This window comes from Acidimicrobiales bacterium, assembly GCA_040219515.1.
Lineage (GTDB): Bacteria > Actinomycetota > Acidimicrobiia > Acidimicrobiales > Aldehydirespiratoraceae > JAJRXC01.
In genome coordinates this window covers 141,507-156,722 of record JAVJSI010000012.1, presented here as the reverse complement: position 1 = coordinate 156,722, position 15,216 = coordinate 141,507, and the positions used below count along the sequence as shown (strand labels likewise).

Sequence of the window (15,216 nt, the reverse complement as noted above, 5' to 3'; positions counted from 1 at the left end):
GCGCTGATCATGTCGCTCGATCGAGGCTGACCTGCGTGCCGGTCACGAGGAAGTCGGTGAGCGCGTGGAAATCGCCGTTGTAGCCGAACCCGCGGGCTCCTGCGGCCAGCGGCGTTGCCCGAGAACGCGACGCCTCCTGCAGCATCGCCGGCGGAAGCTGGCTCGAGTACTCGAAGAGCTGGGCGGCGTACTCGTTCGGTACCTCGTCGACGCTGGAGGGGAACATCACCGGCTCGTCGCGGAATCGACCCACATTGAGATTGAAGAACAGCAGCGCGCCGTCCTCGGTGTGGATCGAGGTGAGGCGCTGAACCCACACGTCGGCCTCGTCGGTGGCCGCACCGTCGGAGATGTTGATGACGATGGGAGGGAAGCTGTCGAGGTGCTCGTTGGCCCAACCGGCCAGGATCCGTCCGGCCTGATTGATCGCCTCCCCCATCGGGGTGCGGCCCTCGGCCTTCGGTGCGAGCCAGATCGGCTGCTCCGGCTCGAGCGGATTCTCGGTCAGTTCCGCGATCGACACGAGGTCGCGGCCGGCGAGCGATCCGCCGAACGCCGAGCCGACCTCGGCGCCGTAGGTGATCAGACCGATGTCGAAGTAGTGACGCGGTCCTTCGTCGTGGTCCTTCACCGACTTCAGGATGAGTTCCAACAGGATGCGGTTCACGGCCGTGGCCACGCCATCCATCTTCGTGGTCGTCTCGTCGCCCGCGAACGGCTCGGCCATGGAACCGGACTGGTCCACCAGGAACATGATGCACCCGGGGGTGACGCGACTGATCTCTTGGGTGTAGCTCACTGATCTCTCGTTTCGACGGACGACGCCGCCTGCTCGTTGGTTCTGCGCCAGAGTACGAGATGCACGTCCGGCCATTCACCTTCGTCGACATTCCAGCCGGCGCCGCAGTGGGCGCAGTCGAAACCGGTCGGCCCACTCGGCACCGGATCGTGGGCACCGCACCGAGGACACTGCCGGGGCCTTCGGGTGCCACCACGTCCGGGCGACCGCTGCGCCGGTGCTGCGTCCCGCCTCGGCTCCGGAGCGGCGCCGACCGACGGTTCGGAAGGCGGGGGTTCGGCGCGCGGGGGATCGGCGCGTGGGGGTTCCGCGAGCACAGGGTCCGAGAACACCGGGTCGGCGCGACGGAAGACCAGCACGGCGGCGACAAGGACGACGATGACCACGACCGCCACCACGACAACGACGATCATCGCTCGACTCCCGCCCTCATTCGGAGCGAACCGGCGGGCAGCGACGATCTAGGCTCGGCCTGATGGCGACGCCGGAGGAACCCACGCTTGCCGACCTCGCGGTACGGATCGTCGACGGCGACCGACGGGCGCTGCCCGAACTGGAGCTCGCGCTCGACCGCGCGAAGGTGGCACGCGACTGGGGGCTGGCCGACACGGCGCTGCGCCCGCTCGCACGCGCTGCGGGCAGCGGCGATCGCACGGCGATGGCCGCGCTCCTGGGGCTCATCGATTCGCTCGAGCTCGCGATTCCCACCATCGGCGGGATGCTCCACGACCGCCACCAGGTGGAGGAGGCCGCCCAGGCCACCCTCGTGGCGGTGAGTCGTGGGGTGAGCCGTTTCGAGGGGCGAAGCCGTTTCACCTCGTGGCTCCACACCGTGGCCTCCAACGAGGCGCGTCAGCTCATCCGCCGGGAGGGCCGCCGGGCCCAACCGGTCGCCGACCTCGGGGTCGAACTCGATCCCGGGATGCGGCGCATGAGTTCGGTGCTCATCGATCGTGTTCGCATCGCCGAGGCGATCGACGGGCTCGAGGAGCCGTACCGGTCGGCGGTGCAGCTCCGAGAGATCGACGGTCTGCCCTACGACGAGATCGCCGAGCGGCTCGGGGTGGAGCCGGGGACGGTGAAGTCCCGCATCGCCCGCGGCCGTGAGCGGTTGGTCCGCAGCCTCGGTCTCGACTGACGCCGCGTCGGCGGTCATCAGCCGCTCACGGCGATGGTGTGCGAGTCGCTCGCGTTGCCGCCGGGACCCGAAACGGTCACTGTCAGGGTGCAGGTCTCCGTCACCCCGGCGAACGGCTGCGGTGCGGTCACCTGCACGGTGAAGCCCGATCCGGAGATGCGACAGTCGCCGCTCTGCGACCACACGGCTTGCGTCGCGTTCGTGGCATTGGCCGTGTAGGACGACGAGCCGTTGGGCGGCAGCGACCCCGGCCCGCTGATGTTGACGGTGGGAGCCGGCGTCGGCGCGGGTGTAGGAGCCGGGGTCGGTGCAGGAGTCGGGGCCGGCGTGGGTGCAGGAGTCGGGGCCGGGGTGGGCGCGGGCGTCGGGGCCGGCGTGGGCGCAGGGGTCGGGGCCGGCGTGGGCGCAGGGGTCGGTTCGGGTTCGAGGGCCACGTAGGTCCCGACCGAGAGGTCGACCTCGGAACCGGCCTCCACCACGACGCCCGGCCCCGGGCCCTGCGACAGGACCACACCGTCGAGGTCCTCGTCGTCCACCGTGCGATCGCTCACCTGGACCGAGAGGCCGAGGTCGCGCAACGCCTGCCGGGCGTCGGCCACGGTCAGGTCCCGCAGGTCCGGCAGGGAGACCGATGCTCCGTCGTCGTCGTCCTCGTCATCCTCGACCCGGTCGATGCCGGCCTCGTCGAAACCGTCGGGAAGATCGGTTCCATCCGAACCCCCAGGGAGGTCGATCGTGGCGTAGCCGCCGATGACGGCCCCGAAACCGACGAATCCCACGACGAGCACGCCGACCACCATGAGAAAATGGGAGCGCTTCATCGGAGAGTCCCCGAGCGCCCGCTCAACCCGTCACCCATCACTCCGCTCCGTTCGCCTCGCGACCATCTCATGGAGAGTGAGATGAGCGACCACGCAAAAAGGTTCCCGCAAAATCGCCCCGCCGACAAACCCGTGCGACAATAACGCCGACGAATTGGGAACCGGCGCGACACTTGCGGCATCGTACGTTCCACAAGATGAGACCCACGGAGTACAGAGATCGATGGCGAATGAACCCCCGAGTGGCGCGGCCGGGTTGGACGAACTGTTCGACATCGACGTCTGGCACGATGCCTGGTTGACCGGTGCCGGACAGACGATGGTCGACGCTCCCATCGTCTCGGTGGGCGGCGGACTCGGCTCACTCGCACTGGTCGACCTCCTCCGGGCATCGGGTGTACCGACATCCTCGATCACCGTGGTCAGCCCGCTGGAGCGCCCGTTCGACACCTACGCCTACCTGGCCCGCAACTCCCAGATCCCCGACCACGAGCGGCTGCGCAGCGACGCGGGTTCGGTGATCGACAACGTCTGGGGATTTCCCAGCTATGCGTTTCGCGAGGCTCGGCACGGAAAGGGCCTCGGTTCGAAGCTGGAACCGCTGTGGAGAGTGCTCACCGAACCGATCCTGAGCGACTACTTCACCCCGCAGGGTGGGCAGGTCTACGCCTCGGTCGAACGTGAGTGCGCCAGGATCGGGTGGAACGACATGCGTCTCCCCGGCCAGGTCCGGGCCATCCGTCGGCGCGCCGACGGCGGGTACTTCGTCGTCGTCAACCCCGAGGGCCGGCTCGAGGACGGCCCTCGCATCGTGCTCCGGGCGAGCCACGTCCACGTCTCCGTGGGCTATCCCGGTCTGCGGTTCCTCCCTGATCTCCAGCGATACCGCGAGACCCACCACGATCCCGTACACGTGGTGAACGCCTACGAGAACCACGACCACATCTACGCCGACCTGCGCCAGCGACCCGGCCGGGTCATCGTGCGAGGTGCGGGCATCGTCGCTTCGCGGGTGCTCCAACGCCTTCTCGACGACCGCGAACTGCACGGCGCCGACACCCAGGTCCTGCACCTCTTCCGCAACTATGTCGAAGGTCCGCAGGGGGACTTCCTGTTCCGCCGGCCGGGGCACGACGGGTTCGCCTACCAGGCCTTCAACTACCCGAAGGCGTCGTGGGGCGGGCAACTGCGCACCACGTTGCTCGAGATGGACCCGACGGCCCGCCAGGACTACCTCAAGGTGATCGGCGGGACGAACACCGCGCCACGGCGTGACTGGCAGCGTCAGATCGAGCGGGCCAAGTCGACCGGCGCGTACCAGCAACTCGTCGGCCAGGTCGACGAGGTCCGCCCGTCGGGAACGGGTCTGGCCCTCGACATCGCGCTCGGCACCGGGGGCACCCAGTCGCTCGAGGCAGACTACGTGATCGACGCCACCGGCCTGCTCGGCGACATCCGCGAGAGCCGAATCCTGGCCGACATCCTCGACCACACCGGCGCCTCGACGAATCCCGGAGGCCGCCTCGACGTGACACCCTGCTTCGAGCTCGTCGGCACGGCGTCCGGGCCCGGTCGCATGTTCGCATCCGGATCGATCACCCTGGGCGGGCCCTACGCCCCGGTCGACTCGTTCCTGGGCCTCCAATACGTCGCGCTGCAGATCGCCGACGAGCTCGCTCGCATCGGTTCGATTCCCCGCTTCGGCACCCGCGCCTCGATCCGACAATGGATTCGCTGGATGAGGGGGGTGGCGCCGTGACCCCGACCCTGTTCGGCCGGCTCCAGACCAGGGTCGTCCTGCTCTCGGTACTCGGCCTCACTTGGAGCATCGTGATCGGCCCCGCGGTGGCTGCGATCGCCGACGCGAGCTACCGCGACGCCGTCGGTGCCGGCGTGCGGGCCGTGGTGGTCGCGCTCGTTGTCGGCCTCGGTTGGGAGCTCGTCTACCACGGCCTGCAGCAGATCCGATGGGAGAAGGACTGGCCGACGCTGTTCGGGCTCCTCACCGGGCTCAACGAGGGACTGGTCGTGTTCCTCCTCCTCGATGCCTCGGTCCTCGGCGACCCCGTTCCCCTCGATGCGTTCCTCCTGCACTTCTCGACGCTGTGGATTCTCGTCTGGGCCGTCGCCAACGGGCCGCTCGTGATCATCGCGCCGCGCTGGCGCTACCGCGGAGGCCGGTTCGTTTGAACGACGCCCTGAATCGTGCGGTCGACACCGCGGCCGCAGATCGCGACCAGCGCGCCCGACGGGGGAATCGCCGGGCATGGGCCATCTCCGTGACCGTCACACTCGGATGGTTGGTCTACGTGCTTGCCGCCGGCCACATCGATCGGGTCGGCGACAACCTGATCGCGTCCGTCACGATGATCTTCGGTTCGTTCGTCGCCGGATCGACACCCCAGGGCGGCGGCGCGGTGGCCTTCCCCGTGTTCACGAAGGGCCTCGAGATCCCGGCCGAAGTGGCGCGCACCTTCTCCCTGTCGATCCAGACCATCGGTATGGGTACGGCGTCGCTGGCGATCGCCGCCCGAAGCAAGCCGGTCGAACGACGGGCCCTCATGTGGGGGATCCCGGCCGCCGTGATCGGCTTTCTCTTCGGCCTCTACGTGCTCGGCGACCCCGACCTGCCCTACTGGCCGAGCCGGGTTCCCGGTCCGTGGGTCAAGGTCCTCTTCACAGTCCTCATCGCGTCGATGGCCGCCGCCTTGTGGCTCGAATACCGGGCGCCCTTGATCGAACGTCGGTTCTCGCTCGCCTCCACGATGCGAGTCAGGATCCTGCTGGTCACCGCGTTGTTCGTCGGTGGGGTGATCTCGTCGCTGACCGGTTCCGGCACCGATGTGGTCCTCTACGTACTGGTCGCCGTGGTGCTCGGCGTCAGCCCCCAGGTGGCCGTACCGACCAGCGTCATGGCGATGGCCGCGGTCTCGATTGTCGGCCTGCTCGTGCTCGGTTTGTACGACGGCCAGCTGGCAACCACCCTCGACGGCTCGTCGGTGACCGAGCTCGGCGGCGACGCCGTCCGCAGCGTCGACGGTAAGACGGTCTTCGCCGATCAAGGGGATCTGCTCGAGGCAACGAGGTTCGATCTGTTCGGTCTGTGGTTGGCCGCCGTGCCCGTCGTGGCGTGGGGCGCGCCGCTCGGCGCCTGGCTCGCGTCGCGTATGCGGGACCGTCATCTCGTTCGACTGGTCGTGGCCCTGGCCTCGCTCGAAGTCCTCTCCACGATCATCTTCCTCGAAGAACTCCGTAGCGACGCGGTGCTCGCCGTGTCCGGTGCGCTCGGCGTGCTCCTCGTGACCGCATTGCTGGCGATGGCTCGCAAGCGCCGGGCCTCACTCACCGACGGCCCCGTCGACGTGGTCGGAGGTGATCGCATCGATGTCGACGACTCACTGGCCGAAGCGCTCAAACGCAAGACTCCGACGAACCCCACCGAGGGCGACCAGAAATGACCACGCGAATCGCCGGCTACACCATCGTTGCCGAGCTGGGCCCTGCGAACTACGGCACGCTCTACACCGCCACGTCCGACTCGGGCGCCGGTGACGAACTCGTCGTCAAGATCCTCGATCGGTCGGCGAGCGACTACGAGTTCCGGCGCCTGTCGAACGAGATCAGGCTCTACGCGCAGCTCGACGACCCCGGCTTGGCCGAGATCGTCGACGCCGGATACTCCGACGGCGTCCTCTACTACGCGATGCGTCGCTACGACGGCACGCTTGCCGATGGAACGTTCGACACCGCCACGACGCTGCGGATCGTGGCCGACGCGGCGCGAGGCGCCGACGCGCTCCACGGCCTCGGGGTCGCCCATCGAGACATCCGGCCCGCGACCATCGCACGCGACGGTCACCGCGGTCGTCTCATGGACCTCGGGTTGGCCCAGGTGTTGCCCGGCGGCGATGCGTCGGCCTATGGCCCCCGGGGCACACCGGACTTCGTGGCCCCCGAGGTCGCGATGGGTGGCGCCGCCTCCCGGGCCTCTGATGTCTGGTCACTGGGACTCACCCTTCACGCGGTGCTGTCGACGGCGAGTCTGCGGCCGCCGCTCGCCTCGACCGGCGTGCTCGACCGTCTTCGTCATGTCGTCAACCATCCGCCGGTGATCGACCCGGCGCTCCCCGGCGAGGTCCGTGCGATCATCGAACGCTGCGTGGCCGACGATCCCGCGTCGCGCCATCCGACCGCTGCATCGCTCGCCGATGCGCTCGACTCGACAGCCGAGGAGCTGACGTGATGACCGAACTCGATCTCCACCAGATCCGCCTCGTACCCGGACGCGGCATCGCCGTCGTCGGCCATCACGGCGTGGTGTTCCTGGCCGGGCCGGACGCGATTCCCGACGGCTACATGCGTCAGCTGCTCGAGCTCGTGGACGCACCGGTCGGCCCCGGCGACGCCGACACCGTGATGCGCGGGCTCGATGGCCCTCGTGGGGTCATCCTCGCCGGCGACGACGGTCCCGTGATCCACCGCTACGACGGTCTGCAGGTCGTCTCGACCGGGGGTCCCTCGACCGACACACCCACCGTTCCGCTCCCCCTCGACCGACACCACACCATCGGCGCGAGCGGTGACCCGACTGCCGCCGCGCCGGGGGTTTGGGCTGCGGCCGGTCTCGAGGTCGGGGCCGCCGCAACGCCATCGGACCGTCCGTGGTGGGCCGAGCTGGACGACCGACCGACCAGCATCGACCTGGCCGAGCCGGCCCGGAAGGAACGGGATCCGATGCCGATCACGATCGCGTCGCCGTCCGACGCGCCGCCCGAGGAAGGGCTGCCCATCGTGCAGGGCGTGCTGTGTCCACGCGGTCATCTCGTCAACCCCGTGGCCCGCTTCTGCCACATCGACGGGCTCTCGCTCGAGAACATCAGCCGGATACTCACCAGCGGGCCCCGACTTCCGTTCGCCTCGCTCGCGCTGGGGTCCGCCCAACACGTCCTCACCCGCAGCGCGGTCATCGGTCGAGCCCCTGAGGAGGACCCGCGGGTGATCGACGGTTCGGCCATCCCGGTGGCGATCCCCGACCCGGCCGCCGTCATCTCCCGTCGGCACGCACTCATCCGCGTCGAGGACTGGCGCCTGTCGGTGAGCGACCTCGGATCGCGCCTGGGCACCTTCGTGCGATCCGGTTCCGGAGCCCCGTGGATCCCCGTCGGCGAAGGAGAGGACCACGAACTCACCGATGGGGCCTACATCAGGGTCGGCAACACCGAGCTGCGACTGGCCCGGTTCGACATCCGCTGACTCAGGTCGCGTCGATCGCCTCGATCACGCCAGCGACCAGGCCGGGCAGGTCGACCCGCCCGTCGGCATCATCGATCGCGCCGACCACGACGACGGCACCGGTGGCCGCGTACCCCGTCGCCGAACGGATCGACGGCGTCCCCGGTGTCTCGACTTCGGTGAGACGGATGGGGGGCGAGGTCTCGATCAGTTCGTCGGCGACGACACTTGCGCCGTCGCCGGCGGCGGCGACCTGGTCGCCGGCAATGGCACCCGACTGTTCGATACGGACCCGATCGTCGTCATCGCCGGATCGCGCATAGGCAACCACCAGGGTGCCGTCGGCGGTACGCCAGGTCCGCGGTTCGGTGAAGCGATCATCGAGTCCGAGATCGCCCGGCGACGGTCGCTCCTCACCGGTCAGCTCGGCCACACCCAGCTCGTCACCGATGCGGTCGAAACCGGCCGCGAGTTCCTCGAGGTCGGTCGACGCCGGGCTCCCTGCATCATCGCTGGCGAGCACGATGAACGCCCCGACCAGGACGACCACGACGAGCACACCCACGACGATGCGCAGCACGCCCGTCGAACCACCGGACGACGAGACCTGCGGGGCCGGTGGTGCACCACCCGACGTCGCAGGGACGACGGGCGACGGCGGCGGACCCGCATCGACCGCGGGCGGCGGGCCGGCCGGCACCGGAGGGGGGAGGAGCCCCGGGGCAACGGTGTGCGCAGCGTCCTTCGGAGCGGCTTCGGGGGGATCCTCCGGCGGGGGGTCGTCGGCCCCATCGGTCGGCGTGGGATTACCCACCACCGGGTCCTCCCACCAATTGGTCTCGCCCACGCCGTGATCGTAGCGTTGCGCTTCCACCGAGCGCCACCGGGAAGAAGTTCAGCAATCCGGGAACCAAACCACCGGACGAGGCATCGAATGGCCGACTGAATGGAAGGGCCGAGAAAATGACCACGAACAACCCCAGAATCGCCACCCGCACACTCGCCGTACTGGTCGGCGCCGCACTCATCGTCAGCGCCTGCGGCGACGACACCGCCGTGCAGGAACTCGACGCCGGGGGTCTCATCGAGATGGCCGAGATCGATCAGCAGGCCGACGATCCCGCACCCGACCCCGAGGCCGGCGCCGAGAGTCCTGCGGTCGGTCAGGTCTCCGAGTGGGACGACGTCGATTCCGCCGTCGTTCGCATCGAGACCACCGGGGGGATCCTCGATCCCGACGCCTTCGATTTCGACACTCCCTTCGCCGGCTCGGGGTCGGGCTTCTTCATCAGCCGTGACGGCCTCCTGGTGACCAACAACCACGTGGTGGTCGGCGCCGCAACCGTCGAGGTCCACGTGGCCGGCGAGGCCAGCCCCCGCAACGGCCGGGTGGTGGCGGCATCGGAGTGCTCCGACCTGGCCGTGGTGGAGGTCGGCGGCGCCGACGTCCCCTTCCTCGACTGGGCGAGTCGGTCCGCCGAGGTTCCCGACGACATCTTTGCCGTGGGCTTCCCCCTCGGCGATCCCGAGGTGACCGTGACCGAAGGCGTCGTGTCCAAGGCCCGAGCCGCCGGTGAGTCCGACTTCGCCTCCGTCGACAACGCGATCGAGCACACCGCCTTCACGACCCCGGGAAACAGCGGTGGCCCGATCGTCGATCCGGGCGGCCGAGTCGTCGGCGTCAACTACGCCGGCAACGACGCCGGCCAGAACTTCGCCATCAGCGCCGCCGAGGCGAAGGCGATCATCACCGAACTCGTGGCCGGAAACGACGTCGAGTGGCTCGGTCTCAACAGTGTGGCCATTCAGGGTGCGGGCATCCTGGTCCTGGCCGTCGAAACCGACTCGCCTGCCGCTCGGGCGGGTGTCCGGGCCGGTGACCTGATCGTCGAGCTCGAGGATCTCCCCGTGGGTGTCGACGGCACGAAGGCCGGATACTGCGACGTGCTGCGCAGCCGTGCCGCCGACGAGCCGCTGCGGGTCGAGGTGATCCATCTCGACAACACCGAGTCGGCGTTCGTCATCGAGCGGGGCTGATCTCCCCGAAGACCGGCACGATCCCGGGATCGACGGCTCGCCCGTCGTCCCGGGATCGTTCGCGTTTCAGCCCGGTCCGGTGACAGCCGTCACCGCTTGTGCGAGAGTCGTTCCAACCAGATGGGGGTTTGGCAATGAGTGCTGCGGCGGCTGCGACGACCCAAGAGGGACACAGTCCCGGAAGCAAGGCGGTCGTCGGGCTGCTCTGGGTGGCGATGTTGCTCCTCGGCGGACTGTTCGTCGTCGATGCCATCGGCGCGCTCGAGACCGAACCCGACGAATGCTACGCCTACGCCTACGGCGGTGGCCCGGGCGGCTACGGCTGCAATCCCCTGCTCGGCGACGCCTACTTCGAGGTCGACCGGACCGACGATCTCGTCGACCGCCAGATCGTCCACATCGACGGCTTCCTCTTCGAGGCCAACCGCTCGTTCGGGATCGTCCAGTGCTCCGGCGTCGCCTTCAGCCTCCCCGACACGCCCAGCGGCGTCGACGCCTGTGACCTCTCGACGGTGGCGTTTGGCTCCACCGACGGCACCGGCTCGTTGAGCACCGACTTGCGGGTGCGAAGAATCATCACCACTCCCGACGCCGGCGAGGTCGACTGCGCCGAGCCCGACGCCGCCTGCGTGATCGCCGGCGGCGTGCTCGGCGCCGACGGCATGTCCACCACCGAAGCGGCCTACGCGTCCATCACCTTCGATCCCGACGCCCCGCCTGTCCCACCCCCGACGCTCACCATCGACGTCGTCGAGATCGGCGCCGACACCGCCACCCTGCTCGTCGATTGCACCAATGCCGTCGACCTGTCGATCGATGTGCAGCTCCAACAGGAGATCGACGGGCTGTACGGATCTGCCTACGGCTACGTGAGCTTCTACCAGGAGAGTCCACCGTGCAGCGATGGCCCGACCGAGTTCGAGGTCACGCTCGAGCCCGGCTCGCGTCGGATCGGACGTGGTGACGTCACCTACTACGTCTTCGGCTACACGAGCGATGGCTTCGAGAGCGTCTCGACGATCGAGGAAGGCGAGTTCCGCGTTCGCCGCACCCCGGTGCCCACCTACATCGACGCGAACGAACCCGGCAGCGATCTCCGCATCGAGGTTCTGGGCATCACCGGCTACGGCCGGAGCCAGAAGGTCCGCGTGGCTCTCACCTGCGACCGGCCCATCACCGCCGACGACCCCCCGGAATACGCCTCGCTCGCGGTGCAGGTGACCCAGTGGGCCGGCCTCGACAGCATCTACGGCTACGGCGACATCGAGATCACCGAGTGTGACGGTCGCACGGTGATGTCGGTGCCCCTGCGGGCCGCGAACGGACGGCTCCACACCGGCAACGCCCAACTACACGTGTCCGCCAACGTGCAGGCGTACGACGGCGACATCGGCGAGTACTACTACGACCAGGCCGGCGCGGCCGAAAAGATCCGGCTCCGCGGGTGGCTGTGGGCACCGCTCCAGGACGTCGACCGGAACCCCGACTCCCGGATCACGTTCGACACCGTCACCCGTGCCGGCATCCGCGGCACCGTCGAGTGCGAGGAGCCCGTCACCGTCGATCTCCAGTTGTCGGCCCAGCAGTACGACCGACGGGTGATCCGCGACACCTACGCCTATCTCTACGAGGAATGCGACGGGACGCTGGAATTCGATGTCGAGTGGGACCGTCCGCTCTCGTGGGGCATCGCGGGCGTCAGCGCGTATGCCAACGGCTACACCATCGATGACGACTGGGAACCGCCGACGTATCCGACCGTCACCTACCCGCAGCTCACCACGACCACCACGACGACAACGGCCGGACCCCCGGCGGCCATGTTCGACGACGACGTCACCCTGCCGGTGGCCCGATCGATCGACGCCGGCGCGGTCGCCGACGGCTACATCACCTATGCGTGGTTCGATCAGCAGGGCGCGCTCGTGTGGGTGCGACGCTGACCGACCCTCGGGTTCGCTTCTTCGGACTTCCGCTCGCGGTGGCGACGCTCGCCGCGCTGTGGGCGATGTTCGGATCGGCCTGGCTCTTCCCTGAGCTCTCGTCCAACTCCGACGAGGGCATCTACCTGCTCCAGGCCGACGCGCTCCGCGAAGGTCGGCTGACGCTGCCCGCCCCGGCCGAGGACCCGGAGGCCTTCGTCCCGTGGTTCTCCGTGATCGACGACGGCCGGTACATCCTCAAGTACACACCGGCGCACGCCGGTGTCCTCGCCCTCGGCCAAGCGGCCGGCTCCGCCCGTCTCGCTCTCGGCGCCATTGCCGCCGCACAGATACTCGGGATCGCGGCGCTGGCCCGTGCCCTGGGCTTCGAACGCAACGGCGTGGCGGCCACGGCGGCACTCATGGCCGCGTCGCCATTGTTCATCCAGCTGTCGATCACCTACCTGCCCTACGGCACCAGTCTCTCGTTGGCACTGTTCAGCGCGGCCGCTGCTGTGTACGCCGCACGTCGAGGATCGGCCCGACTCGCCGCCCTCGCCGGTCTGCTGTGGGGACTGGCGCTGTTCGCCCGCCCCTACGACGCCGTGCTGTGGGGCGCGGCGATCCTCATCGGACTCGGCATCGACCACCGTGAGGACCTCGGTGAGCGCATGCGGTCGCTGGCGCCCCCCGCCATCCTCGGGGCGGCGTTGCCGATCGGTCTGCTACTGGCCTTCAACCTCGCGGTGACCGGTGAGCTCCTCCAGTTGCCGTTCAACCTCCTCGAACCAATGGACAAACTCGGCTTCGGTCCCCGCCGTGCTCTCCCCACCGATCCGACCATCGACTTCACTCCCGCCCGTGGCCTCGCGGCCACCGGACGAAACCTGTTGCTCGTACTCGGCTGGGGGGGCGGCGGACTCGTGGGGGTCGGCTTCGGTGTGCACCACCTCTGGCGACGAGGAACCGGTTGGGCAGCGATCGGCGCGCTCCTAGTGGTCTGGCCCATCGGCTACTCGATCTTCTGGGGCAGCTATCTCACCGTGTTCGTGTGGGACGGCGGACTCTTCCTCGGCCCGTACTACTTCCTCCCGATGGTCGCAGGATTCGCCCTCGCCGGGGGAGCCGGCATCGCCGAGTTCGGGCGCGAGAACCGATCTCTGCGGTGGGCGGCGGCCGCTGCGGCCGCGGTTCTCACCCTTGCGGTGGGGGTGCCGCGCCTGGCCGAACAAGGCGACCGCTCATCCCAGCGGTCCGAGTTGGCCGCGGTCGTCGCGGGGGCGACGACCGACCTCGACGGTCCGACACTCGTCTTTCTCCCGCCGATCTACGGCGAGTTCCTGCTGAACCCCTGGGGCTTTCTTCGCAACACGCCGTCGATCGACGGGTCGGTCGTTTTCGCACTCCAGGGTGCGCCGACCCGCGACGAGCGCATCGCCACCCGATACCCCGACCGCTGGGTCCTGCGGGTCGACATCGATCGATGGACGGATCGACCCGGCTTCGAACCCGACATCGAGGTCACCACCGTGCGGGCTCCGCTGGACCAACCGACATCGCCCTCCGAGCCGTGATGACTCGAATAAAGTCGTCCCGGCGGGTGGTCGATGCTTGGAGTCGGATGCGCGCTCACCTCCGTCCCCCTCTGCTCGTACTCGCGATGCTCGCGTCGCTTCTGGGTGTGGCGGGCCCGTCCGGGGCGGCCGACACAGTCCCACCCGGCGGAACGTTCACCGACGACGACGGCAACATCCACGAAGACGCCATCGAAGCCATCAAAGCCGCAAGCATCACCACCGGCTGCGCCCCCACCCGCTACTGCCCCGACGAACCCGTCACCCGCGGACAAATGGCTGCCTTCCTCAACCGCGCCCTCTCACTACCCGCCGCCACCGCACCCTCGGGGTTCACCGACACCGCAGGCACCTTCCACGACGACATCGAACGCCTCAAGGCCGCCAACATCACCACCGGCTGCCAACCAACCCTCTACTGCACCAACCAACCCGTCACCCGCGGACAAATGGCCGCCTTCCTCAACCGCGCCCTCTCACTACCCGCCGCCACCGCACCCTCGGGGTTCACCGACACCGCAGGCACCTTCCACGACGACATCGAACGCCTCAAGGCCGCCAACATCACCACCGGCACCACCCCCACCACCTACAGCCCCGACCGACCCGTCACCCGCGCCGAAATGGCCACCTTCCTCACCCGCGCCCTCCAACTCGAGATCGTCGACGTGCCACCCCGACCCCTCCCGAACACCGGCAATCCGGCCGGCACGGCACCGGTGCCCGCCGCCGCGGCGGCGGTCGACACCACGTCGCCCGATGTCGTGATCGGCAACGGGTCGCCGGCCGGTTGCACCTCGGCCGCGGTGGTGAGTGCGGTCGCCCAGGGTGGCCTCATCACCTTCGACTGCGGGCCCGACCCCATCACAATCGAGATGCAGGCCACCGCCAAGGTGGTCAACGACACCGGCCCCGAGATCGTGATCGACGGCGGCGGACTCGTGACCCTGAGCGGTGGCGGCGAGCGCCGCATCCTCTACATGAACACCTGCGACCCGGCCCAGGTCTGGACCACGTCGCACTGCCAGAACCAGGATCACCCCCGGCTGACGGTCCAGAACCTGACGTTCGTCGACGGTGACGCCACCACCCACGGCATCGATCTCGACGGCGGCGGCGGGGCCATCTGGGTGCGCGGGGGTCGGTTCAGGATCGTCAACTCGCGCTTCTTCGGCAACACGTGTGCGCAGACCGGTCCGGACGTCGCCGGCGGCGCCGTGCGGGTGTTCAGCCAGTACGACACCCAGCCCGTCTACATCACGAACACGACATTCGGCGGGGGTGCCGCCCAAGCCAACGACTGCTCCAACGGCGGCGCCATCGGCAGCATCGGTGTGTCGATGACCTTCATCAACAGCCTGCTCACCCACAACGCCGCCACGGGGTGGGGCGCCAACCCGCAGCGGGCCGGCACGCCGGGTGGCGGCAACGGCGGCGCCATCGCCAACGACGGCAACACCTACACGCTGACGCTCATCGACACGGTCATCGAGGACAACGCGGCCAACGAGGGTGGGGGCGGCGTGTTCTACGTGAGCAACAACCGGACCGGCAATCTCGTGATCACCGATTCCACCCTGGCCCGCAACGAGAGCCGGGGATTCGAGACCCGTGGCTACCCCGGCATCTTCTACCTCGGGCGCGGCGCGCCGATCGTCAGTGGATCGACGCTGGAGTGACCGGCATCTAACGT

13 protein-coding genes are annotated in these 15,216 nt (G+C 68.8%); 10 read left to right on the top strand and 3 right to left on the bottom strand.

Features of this window, described 5'->3' with window-relative positions; translation table 11 throughout:
* Positions 1-7 precede the first annotated feature (7 nt).
* Positions 8-799 carry a VWA domain-containing protein gene (locus tag RIB98_11555; GenBank protein ID MEQ8841609.1) on the bottom strand — a complete coding sequence of 264 codons (792 nt, stop codon included), beginning with the start codon at positions 797-799 and terminating at the stop codon, positions 8-10.
* Positions 800-1,274: 475 nt separating this feature from the next.
* Here RIB98_11555 and RIB98_11550 point away from each other — a divergent pair, with 475 nt between their 5' ends.
* Entirely contained in the window at positions 1,275-1,937 is a 663-nt protein-coding gene (locus RIB98_11550; GenBank protein ID MEQ8841608.1) for a sigma-70 family RNA polymerase sigma factor, read from the top strand.
* Between the two features lie 17 nt (positions 1,938-1,954).
* Here the strand turns inward: RIB98_11550 and RIB98_11545 are convergent, their stop codons facing one another.
* Positions 1,955-2,758: a PASTA domain-containing protein gene (locus RIB98_11545; GenBank protein MEQ8841607.1), complete on the bottom strand. Its 804-nt coding sequence runs from the start codon at positions 2,756-2,758 to the stop codon at positions 1,955-1,957.
* Positions 2,759-2,981: 223 nt separating this feature from the next.
* Between RIB98_11545 and RIB98_11540 the strand changes: the two genes are divergently transcribed.
* The 5 genes from RIB98_11540 to RIB98_11520 all read left to right on the top strand — a co-directional run bounded on the left by RIB98_11540 (position 2,982) and on the right by RIB98_11520 (position 8,011).
* Positions 2,982-4,517: a hypothetical protein gene (locus RIB98_11540; GenBank protein ID MEQ8841606.1), complete on the top strand. Its 1,536-nt coding sequence runs from the start codon at positions 2,982-2,984 to the stop codon at positions 4,515-4,517.
* Positions 4,514-4,948, top strand: coding sequence for a hypothetical protein (locus RIB98_11535; protein ID MEQ8841605.1), 435 nt, complete (start codon positions 4,514-4,516; stop codon positions 4,946-4,948). Before RIB98_11540 ends, RIB98_11535 begins: the two co-directional genes overlap by 4 nt.
* An 89-nt stretch (positions 4,949-5,037) precedes the next feature.
* Entirely contained in the window at positions 5,038-6,216 is a 1,179-nt protein-coding gene (locus tag RIB98_11530; protein MEQ8841604.1) for a sulfite exporter TauE/SafE family protein, read from the top strand.
* Positions 6,213-7,001 (top strand): serine/threonine-protein kinase, encoded by a 789-nt coding sequence (locus RIB98_11525; protein MEQ8841603.1) that lies wholly within the window; start codon positions 6,213-6,215, stop codon positions 6,999-7,001. The genes RIB98_11530 and RIB98_11525 overlap by 4 nt, the downstream gene beginning before the upstream one ends.
* The gene (locus RIB98_11520) at positions 7,001-8,011 is read left to right on the top strand and encodes an FHA domain-containing protein (GenBank protein ID MEQ8841602.1); all 1,011 of its coding nucleotides are present in this window, start codon (positions 7,001-7,003) and stop codon (positions 8,009-8,011) included. The genes RIB98_11525 and RIB98_11520 overlap by 1 nt, the downstream gene beginning before the upstream one ends.
* A gap of 1 nt (position 8,012) precedes the next feature.
* On the opposite strand, the gene RIB98_11515 is transcribed toward RIB98_11520, so the two are convergent.
* Positions 8,013-8,837 (bottom strand): hypothetical protein, encoded by an 825-nt coding sequence (locus RIB98_11515; GenBank protein ID MEQ8841601.1) that lies wholly within the window; start codon positions 8,835-8,837, stop codon positions 8,013-8,015.
* 116 nt (positions 8,838-8,953) lie between these two features.
* On the opposite strand from RIB98_11515, the gene RIB98_11510 reads away from it, so the two are divergent.
* From RIB98_11510 to RIB98_11495, 4 genes are all read left to right on the top strand, one after another.
* Positions 8,954-10,027 (top strand): trypsin-like peptidase domain-containing protein, encoded by a 1,074-nt coding sequence (locus RIB98_11510; GenBank protein MEQ8841600.1) that lies wholly within the window; start codon positions 8,954-8,956, stop codon positions 10,025-10,027.
* 134 nt (positions 10,028-10,161) lie between these two features.
* A complete protein-coding gene (locus RIB98_11505; GenBank protein ID MEQ8841599.1) occupies positions 10,162-11,970 on the top strand; it encodes a hypothetical protein in 1,809 nt (602 codons plus the stop codon).
* Positions 11,955-13,523 (top strand): hypothetical protein, encoded by a 1,569-nt coding sequence (locus RIB98_11500; GenBank protein ID MEQ8841598.1) that lies wholly within the window; start codon positions 11,955-11,957, stop codon positions 13,521-13,523. The genes RIB98_11505 and RIB98_11500 overlap by 16 nt, the downstream gene beginning before the upstream one ends.
* A gap of 47 nt (positions 13,524-13,570) precedes the next feature.
* On the top strand, positions 13,571-15,202 hold the full coding sequence (locus tag RIB98_11495) for an S-layer homology domain-containing protein (protein MEQ8841597.1): 1,632 nt from the start codon (positions 13,571-13,573) through the stop codon (positions 15,200-15,202).
* Positions 15,203-15,216: the final 14 nt, after the last annotated feature.

Excerpts from the sequence above, each read along its gene's own strand:
- RIB98_11540 (MEQ8841606.1), top strand. The coding sequence starts at position 2,982 with ATGGCGAATGAACCCCCGAGTGGCGCGGCCGGGTTGGACGAACTGTTC.
- RIB98_11550 (MEQ8841608.1), top strand. The coding sequence starts at position 1,275 with ATGGCGACGCCGGAGGAACCCACGCTTGCCGACCTCGCGGTACGGATC.
- RIB98_11505 (MEQ8841599.1), top strand. The coding sequence starts at position 10,162 with ATGAGTGCTGCGGCGGCTGCGACGACCCAAGAGGGACACAGTCCCGGA.
- RIB98_11520 (MEQ8841602.1), top strand. The coding sequence starts at position 7,001 with ATGACCGAACTCGATCTCCACCAGATCCGCCTCGTACCCGGACGCGGC.
- RIB98_11495 (MEQ8841597.1), top strand. The coding sequence starts at position 13,571 with ATGCGCGCTCACCTCCGTCCCCCTCTGCTCGTACTCGCGATGCTCGCG.
- RIB98_11510 (MEQ8841600.1), top strand. The coding sequence starts at position 8,954 with ATGACCACGAACAACCCCAGAATCGCCACCCGCACACTCGCCGTACTG.
- RIB98_11525 (MEQ8841603.1), top strand. The coding sequence starts at position 6,213 with ATGACCACGCGAATCGCCGGCTACACCATCGTTGCCGAGCTGGGCCCT.
- RIB98_11545 (MEQ8841607.1), bottom strand. The coding sequence starts at position 2,758 with ATGAAGCGCTCCCATTTTCTCATGGTGGTCGGCGTGCTCGTCGTGGGA.